Source organism: Mycobacterium sp. SMC-15 (assembly GCF_045310925.1).
Lineage (GTDB): Bacteria > Actinomycetota > Actinomycetes > Mycobacteriales > Mycobacteriaceae > Mycobacterium.
This window is the reverse complement of sequence record NZ_JBJIAJ010000016.1, coordinates 45594-64778: the sequence shown is the minus strand read 5'-3', so window position 1 is coordinate 64778 and position 19185 is coordinate 45594. Positions and strand designations below refer to the sequence as shown.

At 67.9% G+C, this 19185-nt stretch carries 20 protein-coding genes; 10 read left to right on the top strand and 10 right to left on the bottom strand.

The window, feature by feature from the left end:
• Positions 1–13 precede the first annotated feature (13 nt).
• From ACJH71_RS20645 to rfbA, 4 genes are all read left to right on the top strand, one after another.
• A complete protein-coding gene (locus ACJH71_RS20645; protein WP_406759885.1) occupies positions 14–1741 on the top strand; it encodes a hypothetical protein in 1728 nt (575 codons plus the stop codon).
• A gap of 29 nt (positions 1742–1770) precedes the next feature.
• Positions 1771–2532: a maleylpyruvate isomerase family mycothiol-dependent enzyme gene (locus ACJH71_RS20640; protein ID WP_406759848.1), complete on the top strand. Its 762-nt coding sequence runs from the start codon at positions 1771–1773 to the stop codon at positions 2530–2532.
• A 22-nt stretch (positions 2533–2554) separates the two neighbouring features.
• Positions 2555–2914, top strand: coding sequence for a nuclear transport factor 2 family protein (locus ACJH71_RS20635; protein WP_406759847.1), 360 nt, complete (start codon positions 2555–2557; stop codon positions 2912–2914).
• A gap of 73 nt (positions 2915–2987) precedes the next feature.
• Positions 2988–3854 (top strand): glucose-1-phosphate thymidylyltransferase RfbA, encoded by an 867-nt coding sequence (gene rfbA / locus ACJH71_RS20630; RefSeq protein WP_406759846.1) that lies wholly within the window; start codon positions 2988–2990, stop codon positions 3852–3854.
• Between the two features lie 7 nt (positions 3855–3861).
• On the opposite strand, the gene ACJH71_RS20625 is transcribed toward rfbA, so the two are convergent.
• Positions 3862–4488 (bottom strand): TetR/AcrR family transcriptional regulator, encoded by a 627-nt coding sequence (locus tag ACJH71_RS20625; RefSeq protein ID WP_406759845.1) that lies wholly within the window; start codon positions 4486–4488, stop codon positions 3862–3864.
• A 66-nt stretch (positions 4489–4554) separates the two neighbouring features.
• Here ACJH71_RS20625 and ACJH71_RS20620 point away from each other — a divergent pair, with 66 nt between their 5' ends.
• Both ACJH71_RS20620 and ACJH71_RS20615 read left to right on the top strand, forming a co-directional pair.
• Positions 4555–6000: a carotenoid oxygenase family protein gene (locus ACJH71_RS20620; protein WP_406759844.1), complete on the top strand. Its 1446-nt coding sequence runs from the start codon at positions 4555–4557 to the stop codon at positions 5998–6000.
• A gap of 11 nt (positions 6001–6011) precedes the next feature.
• On the top strand, positions 6012–6503 hold the full coding sequence (locus tag ACJH71_RS20615) for a DUF1707 domain-containing protein (protein WP_406759843.1): 492 nt from the start codon (positions 6012–6014) through the stop codon (positions 6501–6503).
• A 29-nt stretch (positions 6504–6532) separates the two neighbouring features.
• On the opposite strand, the gene ACJH71_RS20610 is transcribed toward ACJH71_RS20615, so the two are convergent.
• The 9 genes from ACJH71_RS20610 to ACJH71_RS20570 form a co-directional block, all read right to left on the bottom strand.
• Positions 6533–7783 carry a pyridoxal phosphate-dependent aminotransferase gene (locus tag ACJH71_RS20610; RefSeq protein WP_406759884.1) on the bottom strand — a complete coding sequence of 417 codons (1251 nt, stop codon included), beginning with the start codon at positions 7781–7783 and terminating at the stop codon, positions 6533–6535.
• Between the two features lie 118 nt (positions 7784–7901).
• The gene (locus ACJH71_RS20605) at positions 7902–10763 is read right to left on the bottom strand and encodes a (Fe-S)-binding protein (protein ID WP_406759883.1); all 2862 of its coding nucleotides are present in this window, start codon (positions 10761–10763) and stop codon (positions 7902–7904) included.
• A gap of 234 nt (positions 10764–10997) precedes the next feature.
• Positions 10998–11582: a hypothetical protein gene (locus ACJH71_RS20600; RefSeq protein ID WP_406759842.1), complete on the bottom strand. Its 585-nt coding sequence runs from the start codon at positions 11580–11582 to the stop codon at positions 10998–11000.
• Positions 11583–11642: 60 nt separating this feature from the next.
• Positions 11643–12014, bottom strand: a complete 372-nt coding sequence (locus ACJH71_RS20595; protein ID WP_406759841.1) for a DUF3054 domain-containing protein — start codon at positions 12012–12014, stop codon at positions 11643–11645.
• Between the two features lie 25 nt (positions 12015–12039).
• Positions 12040–12684 (bottom strand): hypothetical protein, encoded by a 645-nt coding sequence (locus ACJH71_RS20590; RefSeq protein WP_406759840.1) that lies wholly within the window; start codon positions 12682–12684, stop codon positions 12040–12042.
• A 47-nt stretch (positions 12685–12731) separates the two neighbouring features.
• Positions 12732–13301 carry a hypothetical protein gene (locus tag ACJH71_RS20585; RefSeq protein WP_406759839.1) on the bottom strand — a complete coding sequence of 190 codons (570 nt, stop codon included), beginning with the start codon at positions 13299–13301 and terminating at the stop codon, positions 12732–12734.
• A 108-nt stretch (positions 13302–13409) separates the two neighbouring features.
• Positions 13410–13592: a hypothetical protein gene (locus ACJH71_RS20580; RefSeq protein ID WP_406759838.1), complete on the bottom strand. Its 183-nt coding sequence runs from the start codon at positions 13590–13592 to the stop codon at positions 13410–13412.
• Positions 13593–13607: 15 nt separating this feature from the next.
• Positions 13608–15092: an amino acid permease gene (locus ACJH71_RS20575; RefSeq protein ID WP_406759837.1), complete on the bottom strand. Its 1485-nt coding sequence runs from the start codon at positions 15090–15092 to the stop codon at positions 13608–13610.
• Between the two features lie 96 nt (positions 15093–15188).
• Entirely contained in the window at positions 15189–15632 is a 444-nt protein-coding gene (locus ACJH71_RS20570; protein ID WP_406759836.1) for a hypothetical protein, read from the bottom strand.
• A gap of 93 nt (positions 15633–15725) precedes the next feature.
• Between ACJH71_RS20570 and ACJH71_RS20565 the strand changes: the two genes are divergently transcribed.
• Genes ACJH71_RS20565 through ACJH71_RS20550 form a run of 4 tightly spaced genes read left to right on the top strand, consistent with a single transcriptional unit; the run spans position 15726 to position 19163 of the window.
• Entirely contained in the window at positions 15726–16289 is a 564-nt protein-coding gene (locus tag ACJH71_RS20565; RefSeq protein ID WP_406759835.1) for a TetR/AcrR family transcriptional regulator, read from the top strand.
• 14 nt (positions 16290–16303) lie between these two features.
• On the top strand, positions 16304–16732 hold the full coding sequence (locus ACJH71_RS20560; RefSeq protein ID WP_406759834.1) for an MmcQ/YjbR family DNA-binding protein: 429 nt from the start codon (positions 16304–16306) through the stop codon (positions 16730–16732).
• On the top strand, positions 16729–17892 hold the full coding sequence (locus ACJH71_RS20555; protein ID WP_406759833.1) for an FAD-dependent oxidoreductase: 1164 nt from the start codon (positions 16729–16731) through the stop codon (positions 17890–17892). Before ACJH71_RS20560 ends, ACJH71_RS20555 begins: the two co-directional genes overlap by 4 nt.
• A complete protein-coding gene (locus ACJH71_RS20550; RefSeq protein ID WP_406759832.1) occupies positions 17889–19163 on the top strand; it encodes a cytochrome P450 in 1275 nt (424 codons plus the stop codon). Before ACJH71_RS20555 ends, ACJH71_RS20550 begins: the two co-directional genes overlap by 4 nt.
• Positions 19164–19185: the final 22 nt, after the last annotated feature.

The window sequence follows — 19185 nt, the reverse complement described above, 5'->3', positions numbered from 1 at the left end:
GCCATCGGTACGCATGGTCCTCGTCGAGGGGGAGCGCGCCGGTGGCGTGACCGTCGATGAAGACGGATTCGAGGTGGATGCCGACGAGAAGGCGTTCCCCGACCAGGTCGTGTCGGCCATCCTGGGCACCCAGGAAAGTGCCCGGGAGAGCGGCTACCGGCTGGCCTCGACCGGGGTGACCGTCGCCAACCAGCTGCAAGCCGGCCAGCTGCGTGATGCGCTGGCCGGTCACCGGGTCGAGAACGTGATGCTGGTGTCGGCGTTCTTGGCCGCGGCAGCACTGGCACAGACGGTGGGCGGGTCGATCGGCTACGAGCGGACCGCGCTGATGTTCATCGAGCCCGATGGCGCGACCCTGGCCGTCGTCGACTCCTCGGATGGCTCGATAGCCGAGGTGCAGCGGGTGGCCCTGCCATCCGATGACGCCGCCGCGGTGGGCGCGCTGACCCGTCTGGCCGCCCAGGCCGGCCGCCTGTCGTCGCGACCCGACGGCCTGTTCGTGGTCGGTTCCGGAGTCAACGTCGGCATGGTCAAGCCCGAGCTGGACGCGGTCAGTGCCATCCCGGTGAGCGTGCCCGAGGAGCCCGAGACCGCGCTGGCGCGCGGCGCGGCGCTGGCCAGTGCCCATGCGCCGCTGTTCGACTCCTCGACTTCGGCACTGGCGTGGGCACGCGACCCGGGCACCGGCGTGATCGACCCGGACTTGGTCGCGCTCGCCTATGCCCACCAGGCCGACTATGACGCCACCATGGGCGAGTATGCGCTGGCCTACAGTGCGGTGCGCGACGACACCGCCGACAGCGGCTATCTGAACCTGGTCGACGGTGACGGCTTTGACGGCGCTGTCATCGAGGACGACGACTACCCGCCGAGTTCCGGTGTGGATCTGTTCGAGGACAGCAAACCTCTTCGGCGACGCAACCCCTTCCTGCTGGCCGGCAGCGGGCTGGCGGCGTTCTTCGTGGTCGGGGTCTCCAGCCTGGTGGTGGCGCTGGCGGTCAGCATCCGGCCCACCGCCGCAGATCATCCGCCGCCCGCCGGTCACATCGTGGTCCCCACCCAGCAGGCCCCGGCCCCGGCGCCTGTCCCCGAGGCGGCGCCCCCACCTGCCCCCGCGCCGCCACCGGCGGCCCCGCCCGTCACCGAGGTCCCGGTAGCTCGGCCGGCGCCGGCCGCGCCTGCTCCTGCGCCAGCACCGGCGGCTCCGGCTCCCGCCCCAGCGGCCCCGGCTCCCGCGCCGGTGGCCCCGGTGCCGATTCCGGTGCCCATCCATGTGCCCGCGCCGGTCGAGGCGCCGGCACCTGCTGCACCGGTCCCCGCACCGCCTCCGATCCAGCAACCCGAGCTGCCGCCGATCTTCCGGCCACCGTCCAACAACGGCGGCAACCCTTCCTGGCTGCCGGGCAACAACAACGGTGGCGGCAACAAGGGTGGTAACCCGTCCTGGCTGCCCGACAACGATGGCGGCGGCAAGAAGGGTGGTAACCCGTCCTGGCTGCCCGACAACGATGGCGGCGGAAAAAAGGGTGGCAACCCGTCACCCTGGCTGCCCGGCATCGGCGGCAACGGTGGTGGCGGGAACCCGTGGTTCCCGGGCCTCGGCGGCGGCGGCAACGGCAACGGTGGTGGGCGCGGCGGTGGCGGTGGCGGCGGCTCCTGGTTCCCGGGCCTCGGCGGTGGCGGAGGCGGAGGCGGCCACGGCGGTGGTGGCGGTGGCGGCAAAGGCGGCTGGCCCTTCTGAGCCGGCACAGAATCCACTAGCCTGACGGCGTGGACTACGCCGCAGCATTGCTCGATGAGACGCGCGCGTTCGGGGGGCTGATCCGCGCCGGCGATCCGCAGTTGGCGATCCCGACTTGCCCGGAGTGGAACCTCACCCAACTGTTCCGGCACTTCGGGCGTGGAAACCGTTGGGCCGCACAAATCGTCGCCGATCGAATGGACGGTCCCCTGGACCCGCGTGACGTCGTCGACGGCAAACCGCCCGCCGAGCCCGACGCAGCCCTCGACTGGCTGCACGACGGCGCACAGCGTGTGTTGGACGCGGTGGCCCACGCTGGGCCGGAGACGCCGGCGTGGACGTTCATGGGTCCACGTCCGGCCTCGTGGTGGGTGCGCCGCCGGCTGCACGAGGCAACCGTGCACCGCGCCGACGCCGCGCTGGCGCTCGGCGTTGACTTCGCCCTGTCCCCGGAGTTGGCCGCCGACGGGATCGGTGAGTTGCTGGACCTGATCCCCACGCTCATCGCGCGCAATGGGCAGACGTTGCCGCTGGCCGAAGGCCACAGCGTGCACCTGCACGCCACCGATGACGGCCTCGGGCCGGCCGGGGAGTGGACCATCAGCAGACCGAGCGGTACCGACACGGTGAGCTGGTCGCATGAGCACGGCAAAGGCTCGGTGGCCCTGCGTGGTCCGGCGCGCGACCTGTTTTTGGCGGTGATGCGCCGGGTGCCGATAGCCGATACCGACATCGCGATCTTCGGCGACGCCGCGGTGTGGCAGAACTGGGTCGACCACACCGCCTTCTGATCGGGCGGTAGTTTTGGCGACCATGAGCACATCGGAGATCGCAACGGTCCTCGCCTGGCACGACGCCCTGGCCGCCGGTGATCTGGACACCCTGGAACAGCTGTCCAGCGACGACATCGAGGTGGCCGACGCAAACGGGGCCGGGCAGGGGCATCAGGCGTTGCGCGGGTGGGCCGCGTCGGCGCAGGTGAGCGCCGGAATCGGCCGAATGTACGTGCACGACGGCGTGGTGGTGGCCGAGCTGACCCCGGTGGGAGCGGGCACAGCCCAGGCGGTCGCCTTCCGGGTGGTGCGCGATCACGTCACCGCGGTGTTCCGCCACGACGACCTGGACCACGCCCTGGCCGCCACGGACCTCTCCGAAGCAGATCGGGTCGATTAGCCCGCTGTGTTGATGACGTCGACCCGCTGCGCCCGGCTCCGCCGCGCTTGCGATCGCCGTTAGGCTAGGCGGCATGCGCGGGATCATCCTGGCCGGTGGCTCCGGCACCCGCCTGCATCCGATCACCATGGGCGTCAGCAAGCAGCTGCTGCCGGTGTACGACAAGCCGCTGGTCTACTACCCGCTGTGCACGCTGATGCTGGCGGGAATTCGGGACATTCAGGTGATCACCACCGGCCACGACGCGCCCGCCTTCCAGCGACTGCTGGGGGACGGCAGGGCGTTCGGGGTCGACATCAGCTACGCCGTCCAGGAGCAGCCGGACGGACTGGCGCGAGCGTTCGTGATCGGCGCCGACCACATCGGCACCGACTCTGTTGCGCTGGTGTTGGGGGACAACATCTTCTACGGCGCCGGCTTGGGAACCAGCCTGCGGCGTCACCAATCCCTTTCCGGTGCAGTTATTTTCGCGTACTGGATGGCCGACCCATCGGCCTACGGTGTGGTCGAGTTCGACGCGAACGGGTCAGCGGTGTCGGTGGTGGAGAAGCCGACCTCGCCCCGGTCGCACTACGCGATACCCGGGCTGTATTTCTATGACAACGACGTCGTCGAGATCGCCCGGGGCCTCAAGCCTTCCGCGCGCGGCGAGTACGAGATCACCGACATCAACCAGACCTACCTCGAGCAGGGCCACCTCACGGTCGAGACCCTGGCCCGCGGTACCGCGTGGCTGGACACCGGGACTTTCGACTCACTGCTGGACGCCGGCGATTACGTCCGCACCGTCGAGCGGCGCCAGGGCCTCAAGATCGGTGTGCCCGAAGAGGTGGCCTGGCGGATGGGCTTCATCGACGACGCCGCACTCGCCGCCCGGGCCGCGGCGCTGTGCAAGTCCGGCTACGGCGACTACCTGATGGGCTTGTTGGATCGTCGGTGACGGGTGCTCACTGACGAATGGCGTCGGCCGCACGTCGCAGTGACAGCTCGGCGCTTGTCCGACTGTCGCCCATCCCGACGAACAGGTCGATGGTCATCGGGCTGAGGATGTGAGTCAGCGCCCGGCCGTCCTGCTCGAACGTGCCGACAAGTTCCAGCAGCACCACGCCGTGGATCATGCTCCAGATTCGCCCGGCCAGTTCAACGGCGTCGTCGGCGCGGATCCGGCCGGTGGTGACAATACGATCCACGGCGGCGACGAGTTGGTCGAAGGTCGCTGTCGCTACGGGTATTTCGGGGACGTGAAACTTCTGGGGTGCGGCGAGCCCGAACATCAGCCGATAGCGTTGCGGGCTGGCTAGCGCGAACTCCCGGTAGGCGTAACCCATGACGAAGAAGTCCGCCATCGGATCGTCGGTCTTGGGTGCGGACGCCAGCGCGGCGCCGAAACGCTCGAACGCGGCGGAGACGATTGCCTCCAGGAGCCCGTTCATCCCGCCGAAGTGGGTGTAGACCGCCATGGTGGAGGCGCCGATCTCGGCGGCGACCTTGCGGGCCTGCAGAGACTCGGGGCCCTCGCTGTCCAGCAGTCGGGTACCGGCCTCGATCAGGCGATCGCGCGGGCTCGAATTCACCCTTGCCATCCTGCCATAACAGTGTTATACATGGTCCATAACATTGTTATGGACAGGAGGTGTCCGATGACCAATCCTTACCTTCAGGGCGGATTCGCGCCGATCGCACAGGAGCACACCCTCACCGAGCTGGCGGTGACCGGGACTATCCCGGACTACCTGGACGGGCGCTACCTGCGTAACGGGCCCAACCCGGTCGGCGAGATCGATCCCGCGTTCTATCACTGGTTCATCGGGGACGGCATGGTCCACGGCGTGCGCCTTCGCGACGGCAAGGCCGAGTGGTACCGCAACCGGTACGTGCGGGGCCCGCAGACTGCGGCCGCGCTCGGCGAATCGCCGCGCCCCGGCCGGCACGGCGGGGCTTCCGGGATCGGCGCCAACACCAACGTGATCGGCCACGCCGGGCGGACCCTTGCGCTGATCGAGGGCGGGATCTCCTGCTACGAGCTGACCGACGAGCTGGAGACCGTCGGCACCTGCGACTTCGACGGCACGTTGTCCGGCGGGTACACCGCGCACCCCAAACGTGACCCCGACACCGGTGAGCTGCATGCCGTGTCGTACGCGTTCAACCGCGGAAACACTGTCCAGTACTCGGTGATCGGCGCCGACGGTCGGGCGCGGCGCACCGTGGATATCGAAGTCACCGGTTCTCCGATGATGCACGACTTCTCGCTCACCGAGAACCACGTCGTCTTCTATGACCTGCCGGTCACGTTCGACGCCCGCCAGGTCGCCGAGGGTGCAGCGCCGCCTGGCCTGCGGCTACCGGTGCGGCTGATCATGTCGGCTCTGATCGGCCGGGTGCGCATTCCGGATCCGATCATGGCCCGGTTGCCGATGCCCAAGAGCGGTGTTCGCACCATGCCGTATCGGTGGAACCCGAAATACCCTGCGCGGGTAGGAGTAATGCCACGTGACGGGGGCAACGACGACGTTCGGTGGTTCGAAGTGGAACCGTGCTACGTGTTCCATCCGATGAATGCCTACGACGAGGGTGACACCGTCGTCCTCGATGTGGTCCGGCATCCGAAGATGTTCGACACCGAGATGCGTGGCCCCGCCGAGGGGCTGCCCACGCTGGAACGGTGGACCATCGACCTGGCCGACGGCAAGGTCCGCGAATCTCGGGTTGACGATCGTGGTCAGGAGTTTCCCCGCGTTGACGAACGACTGGTCGGCAAGCGGCACCGGTTCGGCTACGCGGTCAGTATCGGCAACGGCGTAGTCCCCGACGCGACGCTGCTCAAACACGACCTGGTCGGCGGGTCGGCAGCGACGCGTTCATTCGGTGAGGGAAAACAGTTGGGTGAGTTCGTCTTCCATCCGGCAACGGCGGACGCGGCCGAAGATGACGGCGTTCTGATGGGCTTCGTCTACGACAGCTCGACCGACACCAGCGAGCTGGCGATCCTGGATGCGGCCACGCTGGAGGACATCGCGGGCATCCACCTGCCGCACCGTGTCCCGGCCGGATTTCACGGCAACTGGGTGCCTAACGGCCAATAGGGGTGCGACACATGACCACACGATTCGTCACGCCATCGGATTCTGCTGTACGAGTAGGTGACGCGGAGCGGGGCCGCACCGCCGACCATCTCGGTCAGGCGTTCACCCAGGGCTACCTGTCGATGGAGGAATACGAGACACGACTGGCCTGGGCGTTTGAGGCTCAGACAGCCGGAGCGCTCGAGGATCTCCTCACCGATCTGCCTGTCGCGCAGATCATCAGGAGAGACCCCCGCCGTTCTGCGCAACGCAGCGCGGCCGCCCGACGGGGCGTCCAGATTCACCTGGGCGTCTACCTGGCCGTGTCCGTGTTGATGATCGGCATCTGGCTGGTGACCGCGGTGACCGCCGGTGCGTGGTACTTCTGGCCGGTCTGGCCGATCCTCGGATGGGGCATCGGGATCGTCTCGCACGCGATTCCCGTCGGGGCGTGTGCGCGCAGGGCTTCGGGTGCCGTCGAGCCTGTTGTTAGCGAGTTCGGTACTCGAACTTTCTCGCGCTAACTACAGTTTCGGCGCAAGCGCCGAAGAAACTAGGGGCGGTAGCTGACCAGGAAGTTGCCCAGCCGCTCGATGGCGCTGGACAGGTCGCGGGCCCACGGCAGGGTCACGATGCGCAGGTGGTCGGGCGCCGGCCAGTTGAACCCGGTGCCCTGGGTGACCAGGATCTTCTCCTGCAACAACAGGTCCAGCACCAACTGCTCGTCGTTGTCGATCGGATAGACCTCCGGGTCCAGCCGCGGGAACGCGTAGAGCGCACCACGGGGCTTGACGCAGGAGACACCGGGGATCTCGTTGAGCTTGCTCCAGGCCACATCACGCTGTTCGAGTAGCCGCCCACCCGGCAGCACCAGATCATCGATGCTCTGGTGGCCGCCCAACGCCACCTGAATGGCGTGCTGGGCCGGCACATTCGGGCACAGCCGCATGTTGGCCAGCAGGTTGATGCCCTCCAGGAAGCTGGTTGCGTGCTCCTTGGGGCCGGTGATCGCCAGCCAGCCGGAGCGGTAGCCGGCCACCCGGTAGGCCTTCGACAGGCCATTGAAGGTCAAGCACAACAGATCTGGCGCCAGGGTGGCCAGGCTGGTGTGCTCGGCGTCGTCATAGAGGATCTTGTCGTAGATCTCATCGGCCAGCAGCAGCAGCTGGTGCTTACGGGCCAACTCGGCGATCTGGCCGAGGACCTCGCGGCTGTAGACCGCCCCGGTCGGGTTGTTCGGGTTGATCACGACCAACGCCTTGGTGCGTTCGGTGATCTTCGATTCCATGTCGGCGATGTCGGGCTGCCAGCCCTGGGTCTCGTCGCACAGATAGTGCACCGGGGTGCCACCGGCCAGCGAGGTCGACGCCGTCCACAGCGGGTAGTCCGGGGCCGGGATCAGCACCTGGTCGCCGTTGTCCAACAGCGCCTGCAACACCAGCGAGATCAGTTCGGAGACGCCGTTACCGAGGTAGACATCGTCGACGTCGAAGCGGGGGAAGCCTTCCACCAATTCGTAGCGGGTGACCACCGCGCGCCGCGCCGGCAGGATGCCCTGGGAGTCCGAGTAGCCCTGCGCATACGGCAGCGCCTGGATCATGTCCCGCATGATCACGTCGGGCGCGTCGAACCCGAATGGCGCCGGGTTGCCGATGTTGAGCTTGAGGATGCGGTGCCCCTCGGCCTCCATCCGGGCGGCCTGGGCGTGGATCGGGCCGCGGATCTCGTAGAGGACGTCCTGCAGCTTGGTCGACTGCGCGAACGTACGCTGCCGTGGCTGACTGCCGGTGGCAGGCCAGGGCATCTGGTGCGGCAACGAATGAGCGGTCACGTTGGCAATAATCCCATAGCTGTCCAATCAAAATTTGCCCGAGAAACAAGTTGGGGCCGTATGTGCACCCATACGGCCCCAACCTGTTATCTCAGCGTTTGCCAGGCGGTCGTGCTCCGCGCTGGATTCCCAGGCCCTTCACCGGCGGCTGTTCCTTGGGTGCCTCCGCTGCCGGAGCCGCCTCGGGAGCTGCCGGAGCCGTCTCGGGCTCGTCAGCAACCGGCGCGGAAGCCGGTTCGGGGGCGGCTTGCGCGGGCTCGGCGGCCGGAGCGGCCGGGGCGGCCTTCTTGGCGCCGGGCTTGCGGGCGCCTGCTGCCATGCCCAGGCCCTTGACCGGCGCAGCCGGTGCGGCGGGTGCCGCGGGTGCGGCCGACTCAGCGGGCGCCGCGGGAGCGGCGGTGCTGGCCTCGGGCGCGGGGGCCGCGGGGGCTGCGGCCGGGGCCGCCTTCTTGGCGCCCGGACGCTTGGCGCCGCCCGCCATCCCCAGCCCCTTCACCGGGGCAGCGGCAGCCGCCGGTGCGGGGGCGCTGGCCTCGGGCGCGGGGGCCGCGGGGGCTGCGGCCGGGGCCGCCTTCTTGGCGCCCGGGCGCTTGGCGGCGCCGGCCATCCCCAGGCCCTTGACCGGGGCCGCGGCCTTGGCCTCGGCAGCCGGCTTCTCCACCGTCGCGGTGGCCACAGCAGCCGCAGCAGGTGCCGGCGCCTTCTCCTCGACCTTCTTCGGACCCGCCTTGGCGGCGGCCTCGGCGGCAGTGCCCTTGGCCGGCAACGTCACCGAGTCCATGTCGAGGGACTCCAGCAGCAGCTGGGCGATGTCACGCACGTCCACACCGGAACGGCCGGACGCCTCGATGCGGTCGTCGATGCCGTCGCTGACCATCACCCGGCAGAACGGGCAGCCGGTGGCGATGGTGGTGGCTCCGGTGGCCAGCGCCTCGTCCACGCGGTCGTGGTTCACCCGCTTGCCGATGTGCTCTTCCATCCACATCCGGGCACCGCCGGCGCCACAGCAGAACGAGCGGTCGCGGTTACGCGGCATCTCGACCAAGTTGGCACCTGAGGCCTCGACCAGCTCACGCGGCGGCTCGTAGACCTTGTTGTGGCGACCCAGGAAGCACGGGTCGTGGTAGGTGACCTCCCGCGACACCGGAGCGACCGGAATCAGTCGCTTGTCGCGGACCAGCCGGTTGAGCACCTGAGTGTGGTGCAGCACCGTGTATTCGCTGCCCAGCTGCGGGTATTCGCGAGAGATCGTGTTGAAGCAGTGCGGGCAGCTGGCGATGATCTTGCGGTCCGGCTTGTCCAGGCCGTCGAACACCTCGTTGAGCATCTCGACGTTCTGCGAGGCCAACTGCTGGAACAGGAACTCGTTGCCGGCACGGCGGGCCGGGTCACCGGTACAGGTCTCGCCGGTGCCCAGCACCAGGAACTTCACGCCGGCAGCGGCCAGCAGCTCCGCGGTCGCCTTGGTGGTCTTCTTGGCGCGGTCCTCATAGGCGCCGGCACAGCCCACCCAGAACAGGTACTCGAACCCGTCGAAGCTGTCGACGTCCTGGCCGTAGACCGGGATGTCGAAGTTGAGCTCGTCGATCCAGGAGGTGCGCTCCTTGGCGTTCTGCCCCCACGGGTTGCCCTTGTTCTCCAGGTTCTTGAACAGCACACCCAGCTCGGAGGGGAACTCCGACTCCACCAGCACCTGGTAGCGGCGCATGTCGACGATGTGGTCGATGTGCTCGATGTCCACCGGGCACTGCTCGACGCAGGCGCCACAGTTGGTGCACGACCACAGCACGTCGGGGTCGATCACGCCGCCTTCTTCGGCGGTGCCCACCAGCGGGCGGACGGCCTGCTCCGGGCCGGAGCCGCCGATACGCTCGAAGCCCTTCTCCGGCACGTGGTGGCCGGGCAGCGGCTGGGCGTCGGCCAGGTCGACCTCACCGGTCGGCATCGGCTTGTCGCCGAGCAGGTAGGGGGCCTTGGCCATCCAGTGGTCACGCAGGTCCATGATGAGCAACTTGGGGCTCAGCGGCTTGCCGGTGTTCCAGGCAGGACACTGCGACTGGCAGCGGCCACACTCGGTACAGGTGGCGAAGTCGAGCATGCCCTTCCAGGTGAAGTCGTCGATCTTGCCGCGACCGAACACCGCGTCTTCCGGCGGGTTGTCGAAGTCCAGCGGCTCGCCCTGGTACTCGATCGGCAGCAGCGGGCCCAGGGCGTTGGGCAGACGCTTGAAGGTGACGTTGATCGGGGCCAAGAAGATGTGCAGGTGCTTGGAGTTCAGCACGATCAGCAGGAAGCCCAGTGCCACGGCGACGTGCAGCAGCAACGCGGCGGTCTCGATGTTCTCGTTGACGGCGAGCCCCAGCGGCGCCATGACCTTGCCCATGAGGTGCGACAGGTAGGCGCCCTTGCCGTAGGGCAGGGTGCCGGTGTTGGCCGCGGCCCCGCGCAGCAGCAGGAAGGTCCAGACCACGTTGAGGATCATCACCAGGATCAGCCAGGCACCGCCGTTGTGCGAGCCGTAGAACCGCGACGACCGGCCGTGCTCGGTCGGGTTGCGCAGGACCCGGATGACCATGAACACGAAGATCGACAGGGTGACCGCGGTGATGAAGAAGTCCTGCATGAAGCCCAGGAAGTCCCAGTGCCCCACGAGCGGGATGGCGAAGTGGGGGTTGAACATCTGGCCGTAGGCCTCGATGTAGACCGTGATCAGGACGAAGAACGCCCACATGGTGAAGAAGTGCGCGATCCCGGGGATATTCCACTTCAGCAGCTTGGCCTGGCCGGCGACTTCACGGATCTGGGTCTCGATCCGGGACTTGATGTCGTTCGTCCGTTCGGCACCGACCTTCTGACCGGACATGACCAGTCGGAAGAGCCAGAACACCCGGCGTGCGGCCAGCAGGCCGACGAGCCCCGTCATGGACAGGCCGACCACCAGCCTGATCAGCATCTGGGTATTTTCGGTCACGGAGAGCCTCTCCCATCCACAAGTTACCGGCCAGTAACTTAGCTATGGTTACTGACGGGTAACTTACCGCCAATCTTGCGCAGCACCAGTTCAAGCCCTGCTCGGTGCTCGCTCATAGTGCCACTCCGAGGCCGTTCAGCGCGACAAAGGCTGGCCTAACTGTATCGGCCGGCGACTGTTCGGCCGGGCTTTTGCGCCCGGTCAGGCGGTCGGAATTCAGAGTCCGGGCAGCGGGATGACGATCGCCGGTGGCTGTCGCGTCGACGTCGGGGTGGCGGGGGCAGCCGTGGTGCTCGGGGCCGTCGTAGTCGGGGCCTCGGACGTGGTCGGCGGCACCGTGGTGGTGGTCGGCGGTTCGGTGGTTGTCGTGGTGGTCGGTGCCTCGGTGGTGGAAGTGGGGGACTCCGACTCCGTCGCCGGCGGCGGGTTTTCGGCGGTGGGGGCGTCGGACGGGGCCTGTTCTGGGCCCGGGGCGGCGGGCGCTTCGGCGGGCGCGGTGGTGGTGGACGTCACCGGGGTGGTCGCCGGCGCGGTGGGGCTCGGTTCCTTGTTCACCAGCCGGACCATGCCCCACACCAACAGGGCGATCAGGATTGCGGTCACCACGCCCAGGCCGACCAGCGCGACTGGTCGCAGATACCAGGGGGTCGGTGGTGGCGGCTCGGTCCACTCGGGCTGGCGTCCCGTGGGCTCGCGGTACTCGCTGTAATAGGCCGGCTCGCCGTAGTTACCGTTGCCGCCGTAGTCGTAGCCGGCCATCTGGGTCGGCTCGTTATTCGGGTCGTCCGGCGATCGGTTCACACGAACCGAGGGTAGGGGCCGCGCCTGACGAAATCCCGCGACGACACTGGCGGAAACCCGTCAGCTGTCCGAGCGGCGACGTGCGACAAGCTCGGAGACGGCTCGCCAGCCGAGCAGGAACACGGCGGTCACCGTCGACGCGACCAGGATGAAACTCCTCGCCACGCCGGCCGAGGTCGCTTCGCGCAGCAGCATGCCGACCAGCACCGTCGATACCCAGACCGTGACCCCGGTGGGCCAGAGCGCGGTGGGATTGCGCCAGGCGCGCGATAACAGCCAGCCCAGCGCTGTGCCGCTCAGAAACGGCCAGGCCGTGGTCGCCAAGCCGCTGAGAGTGAGGCCTTCGTCGTGGCTACGCCGGCCGAGAGCGCAGAAGATCAACACGGCCACCACGTCAATGCCGAGCCAAGCCGGCTTCCGGGGTGGTTGCATGCGGCGAGAGTACCGGGCCGGTGGACTACCGGCGCGGCGGCAGTGTGATCACCGTCGGCAGCTCGGGAACCTTGGGGATCGGCGGGATGGTGATCACCGACGGCAGATGCGGCAGATGGCGGTGCGGCGGCTCGCTCGGCGGCGGCGCCTGCTGTGCCGGCGGCTGCTGCGGCGGGGCCTGTCGGGGCGGGGCGGCCGACGGCGCGGTGGTGCTGGGCGCACTGGACGAGGCACTGGTCGTGCTGCTGGTCGTACTACTGGTCCAGCTGCTGGTGGTGCTGGACGAGCTGGTCGCCGGGGTGGTGCCGCCGCCGGGTCCGTGGCTGGTCAGCTGGATGATTCCCCAGACCACCAGCGCGATCATCACCGCGATGAGCCCGAACCAGGCGATCAGCACCGATCGGCGGCGAAACCAGGGGATGGCCGATGGCGCAGCGAAATCTGCGCCCGTCGGATCGGTCGGTTCGTCGAAGGCGTTGTAGGAGGCGTACTGGGTGGGTGCGTTGCCCGGCTGGTAACGGGCATCGCCTGGGTTGCGTCCCGGGTTGGCGGGGCCGAAGGGGGCCGGGGGCGGCCCTGGCGGCCGTGGGCCGCGCTGGGCGGCGGGCATGGACCGAGTCTGGTCCTCGCTGGGTTTGCCGGAACCGTCCGAAGATCCGAAGCGCGCCATTTCACCGATCGTATCGGAAACTACTAGCAGGCGACGTGGCCGAAAAATCAGAAAGTATCGATGTTCTCGATGCTGACGACCATGCCGTGGCCGGTGCGGTCGTTGGTGAACCGCGTGCCGTTGATGTCGGCGTTGATCGTCCAGCCTTGAGCTTGGTAGGTGAGGTAGTCGATGGTGACGACCGGGATGTCACCCAGGTTGCCCAACACCCATTTCACGGACCCGTCGGTACTGATACTGACCCCGTTGGCGTGCTGTCCGTCCTTGAGCGGGGTATTGGTGAACTGGGCCTCGCAGTCGACCTGCGCCGACGAGATCTGGCAGCGGGTCCGGCCGGATTTCGTCTCGATGAAGACGTAACCGTTGTCGTCGGGAGGCAGCGGGATGGCATCGGCCGGCCGGTTGGGGGTGGCCGACTTGGTGGGGCTCGGCGAGCTCGTCGGGCTCGGCGGTGCGGTGCTGGTGCGGGGCGGCCGAAACGACGGCTCCGGCGGTCCGCCTCCCGGAACCGCGGTCGGGTGGCCGTCGACGGTGCTACTGCAACCCGCCAGTAGTAGCGCAGCCGCCAGCGCCAGTTTTCCGGCCGTCCGGCGTTTCGTCTGGTCTGGTACCCGCACTCATTCCCCCGCTGACATATGTTGCGGCCTAGCGTACGCATCCAGTGACATCAGTGGCTGTAGTGACGCGCGGTACCACCGGAGCGACGTCCGGTGCGCGGCCTGCGGTCAGGAAAAGTCGCGGAAGGCCAGCGCCGTACCGGCGACCGCCGTCACCGCGGCGAGCGCATAACCCACCAGCGACCACCAGCCGGCGTGCAGGTAGGCGGTGACGGCGACGATCGCGATGGCGCAGAAGACCAGCACCATTCCATACAGCGGGGGTCTGGCTGCGTAACGGTTGCGGGCCATCTGGTTTCGGGCCTTCTACTCGTCGGGATCCGGCTGCACGGCCATGGCCGGGGTCTGCTCGGGGGGCGTCGTTTCGGCGAGCGCTGCGGCGGCCTGCACCCGCCCGCGCACCAGGAACCAACCGACGATCAGTGCAGGTGTGCCGATGAGCAGCACTCCCCACACGAACGGGCCGCTGCGGTGATCGAACAGCATGAGCACCAGCACGCCCGCCAGGAACAGCAAGGTCGTGTACCCGCTGTAGGGGGCCAGCGGCATTCGGAACGACGGACGTTTCAGCACCCCGGCATTGGCCAGCCGGAGCAACCGTAATTGGCAGGCCACGATCGTCGCCCACGCCGCCATGACTCCGACCGCGGCGATGTTGAGCACGATCTCGAAGGCCTGGCCGGGACGCAGCGCGTTGAGCACGACGCCCAGCAGCCCGACGCCACTGGTCAGCAGAATGCCGCCGTAGGGCACCCCGTTCTTGGAGATCTTGGCGGTGAACGCCGGGCCGCTGCCGTTGACGGCCATCGAGCGCAGGATCCGACCGGTGGAGTACAGCCCGGCGTTGAGGCTGGAGAACGCGGCGGTCAGCACCACCAGGTTCATCAAGCTGCCCGCGCCGGTGAAGCCGACCTTGGAGAAGAACGTGACGAAGGGGCTCTGGTGCTCCTTGAACGCGGTGTAGGGCAGCAGCAGTGCCAGCAGCACTACCGATCCCACATAGAAGATCCCGATGCGCGCTACCACGGAGTTGATCGCCCGCGGCATGACCTTCTCGGGGTTGGGGGTTTCGCCGGCTGCGGTGCCGACCAGTTCGACCCCGGCGTAGGAGAACACCACTCCGGAGGTCACCAACACCAGCGGGAGCAGGCCCGTGGGCAGGAATCCGCCGTTCTGGGTCAAGAGGTGCAGGCCGGTTTCCTGACCGTCGACCTGGTAGCGGCCGCCCAGAAAGATGGTGCCGACCACCAGGAACGTCATCAGCGCGAGGACCTTGATCAGCGCTGCCCAGAATTCCAGCTCGCCGAAGAGCTTCACCGAGATCAGGTTCATCGACAGCACCGCCAACAAGGCGATCAGCGCCAGCGTCCACTGTGGGATCACCTCGAACAGGTGCCAATAGTGGAAGTAGCTGGCGATCGCGGTGGTGTCGACGATGCCGGTCATCGACCAGTTCAGGAAGTACAGCCACCCCGCGACGTATGCGGTTTTCTCCCCGAAGAATTCGCGCGCGTAGGAGACGAACGATCCCGGCGACGGCCGGTGCAGCACCAGCTCGCCGAGCGCGCGCAGGATAAGGAAGGCAAAGGCGCCACAGACCGCGTAGACCACGAACAGGCCCGGTCCGGCCGAGGCGAGCCGGCCGCCGGCACCGAGGAACAACCCGGTCCCGATGGCACCGCCCAGGGCGATCATCTGCAGCTGTCGGGGTGCCAGGTCCTTGTGGTAGCCCTCGTTCTCACGGGTCAGTGCAGCCGTGGAAACCGGGTGCGGGGCGGGGGAAAGTGACATCGGTGCGAGGGTAACGCACCAGGGTTGCTGGTCAGGACCAAAGCCCATGGCGCTCGGGCCCTGCTGTTTCGCTACGACGAGCCGACCCCGGTGCCGTCATCCAGCGAAGGCGACCATCGCCGCGGCGGCCAGGTAGAGGATCTCCTCGGCGGTGCGCACCGGCAGCCTCGTCGTCATTGCTTGGGGCGGATCAGGCATCCGGGCGGCGTAGATGTTGGCCGGGAACATCGCCAGCATCAGCACCAGCAGGCAGACGGCGGCGGCGACGCGGGTGGCCGGAAGCAGCAGGCCCACTGCACCCAGCAGTTCGAGCACGCCGGTGACGCTGACCAGCAAACCCGGCGCGGGCAGTGCCGGTGGCACGATCGCGATCAGCTGGCCGCGCAGCGGTGGTGCGAAATGGGCCACACCGGTGAGGAAGAACATCGCCGCGAGGCCGATGGCGATCGCGCGAACCCACGAGTCCACGTAGGCGATGCCGCACCAGCCGACGATCCGGGCGGCCAGGCTGCCCGCCAGCAGCGTGATCAAGGGAGCCATGACAACCTCCGGATCTAGGCAATGACAAGTTATGGCGCCGAGCGTAAATCCGGTATCTAGTCGGTGTCAAGATTGTCTTGTAGGGTGACCGCTATGGCCCGTTCGACCTACCACCACGGCGATCTGCGTGCGGCGATCCTGGCCGAGGCGGCGCGCCTGGTGGCCGAGCAGGGGGCCGACCGGGTGTCGCTGCGTGAACTGGCGCGCGCGGCCGGGGTGTCGCATGCCGCCCCGGCGCATCACTTCACCGACCGGCGGGGCCTGTTCACCGCACTGGCGACCGAAGGATTTCAGCTGTTGAGCGCCGCGCTCACCGCAGCTCGGGGCCGGTTCGTCGACGCCGCGTTGGCCTACGTGCGGTTCGCGCTGGATCATCCAGGCCACTACGAAGTGATGTTCGACAAGTCGCTGCTGGATCCCGCCGATGCCGAGCTGGTCGCTGCGGAAATGGCTGCCGGAGCTGAACTTTCCCGGGGCGTGGCGACGTTGGAGGACGTGGCTGCGCGTGCGGATCCGGCCGGTGCCGAGTTGGCGGCCTGGTCGTTGGTCCATGGCTTTGCGACGCTCTGGCTCAATGACGCGGTAGCCGACGGCGTGAAGGTCGCTGATCCGATGGTCACGGTCGAGCGGATCGCGCGCCTGCTGTTCGACGGGTGACTACGGTTGCGGTTATGGCCGATCGACCCGCGCGAGTCGCAGACGTGCACGAGGTCGCCGCGTCGATGCCGCACGTCACCAGAATCGAAGGGCCGAAAGGCAATCCGATTTACCAGGTGGGCGGCAAATCGTTCGTGTTCTTCCGCACCCCGCGGCCCGACGCCAAGGATCCCGTGACCGGTGCGGCCTACCCCGATGTCATCGTGATCTGGGTGGAGTCCGACGCCGACAAGCAGGCCCTCATCCAAGACCCCAGCACACCGTTTTTCAGCACTGACCATTTCAACGGTCATCTGTCCGTTCTGGTTCGGGAGGCAGACCTGTACGCGATCAGCAAGAGTGAACTGGCCGAAGTGGTTCAGGACGCCTGGCTGTCTCGAGCTTCGAACAGGCGGCGGACAGCCTGGCTGGCTACCCACGACACCGACGGTCCGGCCCGATGAGCAGGCGGATCGGCGTGGTGGGGGCCGGCATCGCCGGGCTGGCGACCGCGATCGGGCTGCAGCGACGCGGTCACCAAGTCACCGTCGTCGAACAACGGACCGACACCTCATCGGGCGCCGGCATCAGCATCTGGCCCAACGCGCTGGCCGCGCTGGACCACCTCGGTCTGGGCGATGAGGTCCGCGCGGCCGGGGGCCGGATCACCGCCGGCGCGGCGCGCTGGTACGACGGATCGTGGCTGCGCCGCCCGGCGGCCGAGCGGATGGTGCGGGCACTGGGTGAACCGCTCGTGGTGGTGCAGCGCTCGGTACTTCGCGACATCCTTGCCGAAGCGTTGGGGGAGGGCAGCCTGCACTACGGGGTCGCCGCCACCGACGTGGCGATGGCGGGAGACGGTGTCGCGCTGCAACTCTCGGATGGCACGGCAGAGAACTTCGATGCCGTCGTCGGCGCCGACGGCACCCATTCGGTTCTGGCCCGCCACCTCAACGGCCCGCTGCGCCGACGCTACGTCGGTTACACCGCATGGCGAGGAATCGCTGCCTACGCCTTGGACCCCGACCTGGCCGGGGAAACCATGGGGCCCGGAGTCGAAACCGGCCATGTGCCGATGGGGCCGGACCTGACCTACTGGTTCGCCACCGAACGGGTCCCGGAGGGACAGCGGGCGGGCGAAGGAGAACTGGCCTACCTGCGAGCCAAATTCGCCCATTGGTGTGAGCCGCTCCCGAGCATTCTGGCCGCGACCTCGCCCGCCGACGTCTTGCGCGACGACCTCTACGACCGCGCGCCCGCTCGGCACTGGGCGCGCGGACCCATCGTGCTGGTCGGCGACGCGGCCCATTCCATGCGTCCGCATCTCGGCCAGGGTGGCTGTCAGGGCTTGGAAGACGCCGCCATCCTGGCTGAGTTCGTCGACCGGGCACCGGATCTGCCCACCGCGTTCGCCCGGTTCGTCGCGTTCCGGCGGCCACGGGTGGCGCCGCTGGTCCGAGAGTCGGCGTGGTTCGGGAAGGTGGTCAACATGCGGCCCGACTTCCTCAGTGCCGCCGCCAGTCGCGCCACCGGTCTGATTCCGGAAGCGCTGTTGATGAGGCACCTGGCAACGGTGGCCGCAGGGTCGGCGTTCGTGCTGCCGGCGATAGGTGCGCAGCGATGAGACCAAAATTGTGGCTTCGGTGGGTGCTGTTGCAGGGGTTTCCGCGCGCGTTCCTTGCGGTGCAAGCGCGGCGCGGCGACCCGATGGCACGTTTGCTCATCGGCCCGGTGCGTGGCGGCGACCCGGAAGCGCTGACCGAACAGATCCGTGCCCGCGGTCGGTTGACGCGCACGCCGTTCGTCTCGGTGACCGCCGACCATGAGCTATGCCGCGCAATCTTGCGCGACGACAGGTTCGGGGCGAGTAACCCGGCCAATATCAATCTGCCGAGAACGACCCGCTGGCTGATCAGCCGAACGGATCCCCAGCTGCCGAATCCGGCTGAGCCGCCCTCGATGCTGGTGGTCGATCCACCCGACCACACCCGTTACCGGCGTGCGGTGGTGCGCGCGTTCACACCTCGTGCGATCGACAGACTGCGGACCCGGATCGTCGAGATCACTCATGAACTGCTGGATCGGGTGGAATCGACAGCACGCCCGGATCTGATCGCCGATTTCGCCGGGCCCTTACCGGCTTTGATCATCGCCGAGATTCTCGGAATCCCCGAGGAGCAGCGGCCGCAGATGCTCGACCGGGGTGATCGTGGCGCACCGTTGCTCGATATCGGGGTGTCCTGGAAAACCTTTCGGGTTGCCATGGAATCCCTGCGGGAAAACGATCACGAGTTCAGCGACCACATTGAGCGGTTGCGCAACAACCCCGGTGACGACATCTACAGCCAGATCATTCGCGACGGGGACCTGGACCGACGCGAGCTGGGCGTGACGGCACTGCTGCTCGCCGGCGCGGGTTTTGAGACCACCATCAACCTGATCGGCAACGCGATCGTGCTGTTGCTGCGCCACCGCGAACAGCTGGCGATGCTGCGCCAGGACCCCGAGCTGTGGCCGGGCGCGGTCGAGGAAGTCCTGCGCTTCGACAGCCCGGTGCAGATGACGTCACGCAACGCCCTCTGCGACCTCGAGCTGGCGGGCTACCACGTCGCCGCGGGCGAAACGGTGGCGCTGCTGCTGGGCGGCGCCAATCACGACCCCGACGTGTTCGAGGAGCCCGGCCGCTTCGACGTCACCAGGGCCAACGCCAAAGAGCATCTGTCGTTCAGCAGTGGTATTCACGCCTGCCTCGGGGCCAACCTGGCTCGCATGGAGGCCACCATCGCGCTGCGGGCGCTGTTCGAACGTTTCCCGGACCTGCAGCTCGACGGACCCCCGACGCCACGTGGACTGGCAACTTTGCACGGTTTCCGGCACATCCCGGCGTCCACCTGATCGGGCGTGTCGTCGCGCGGGT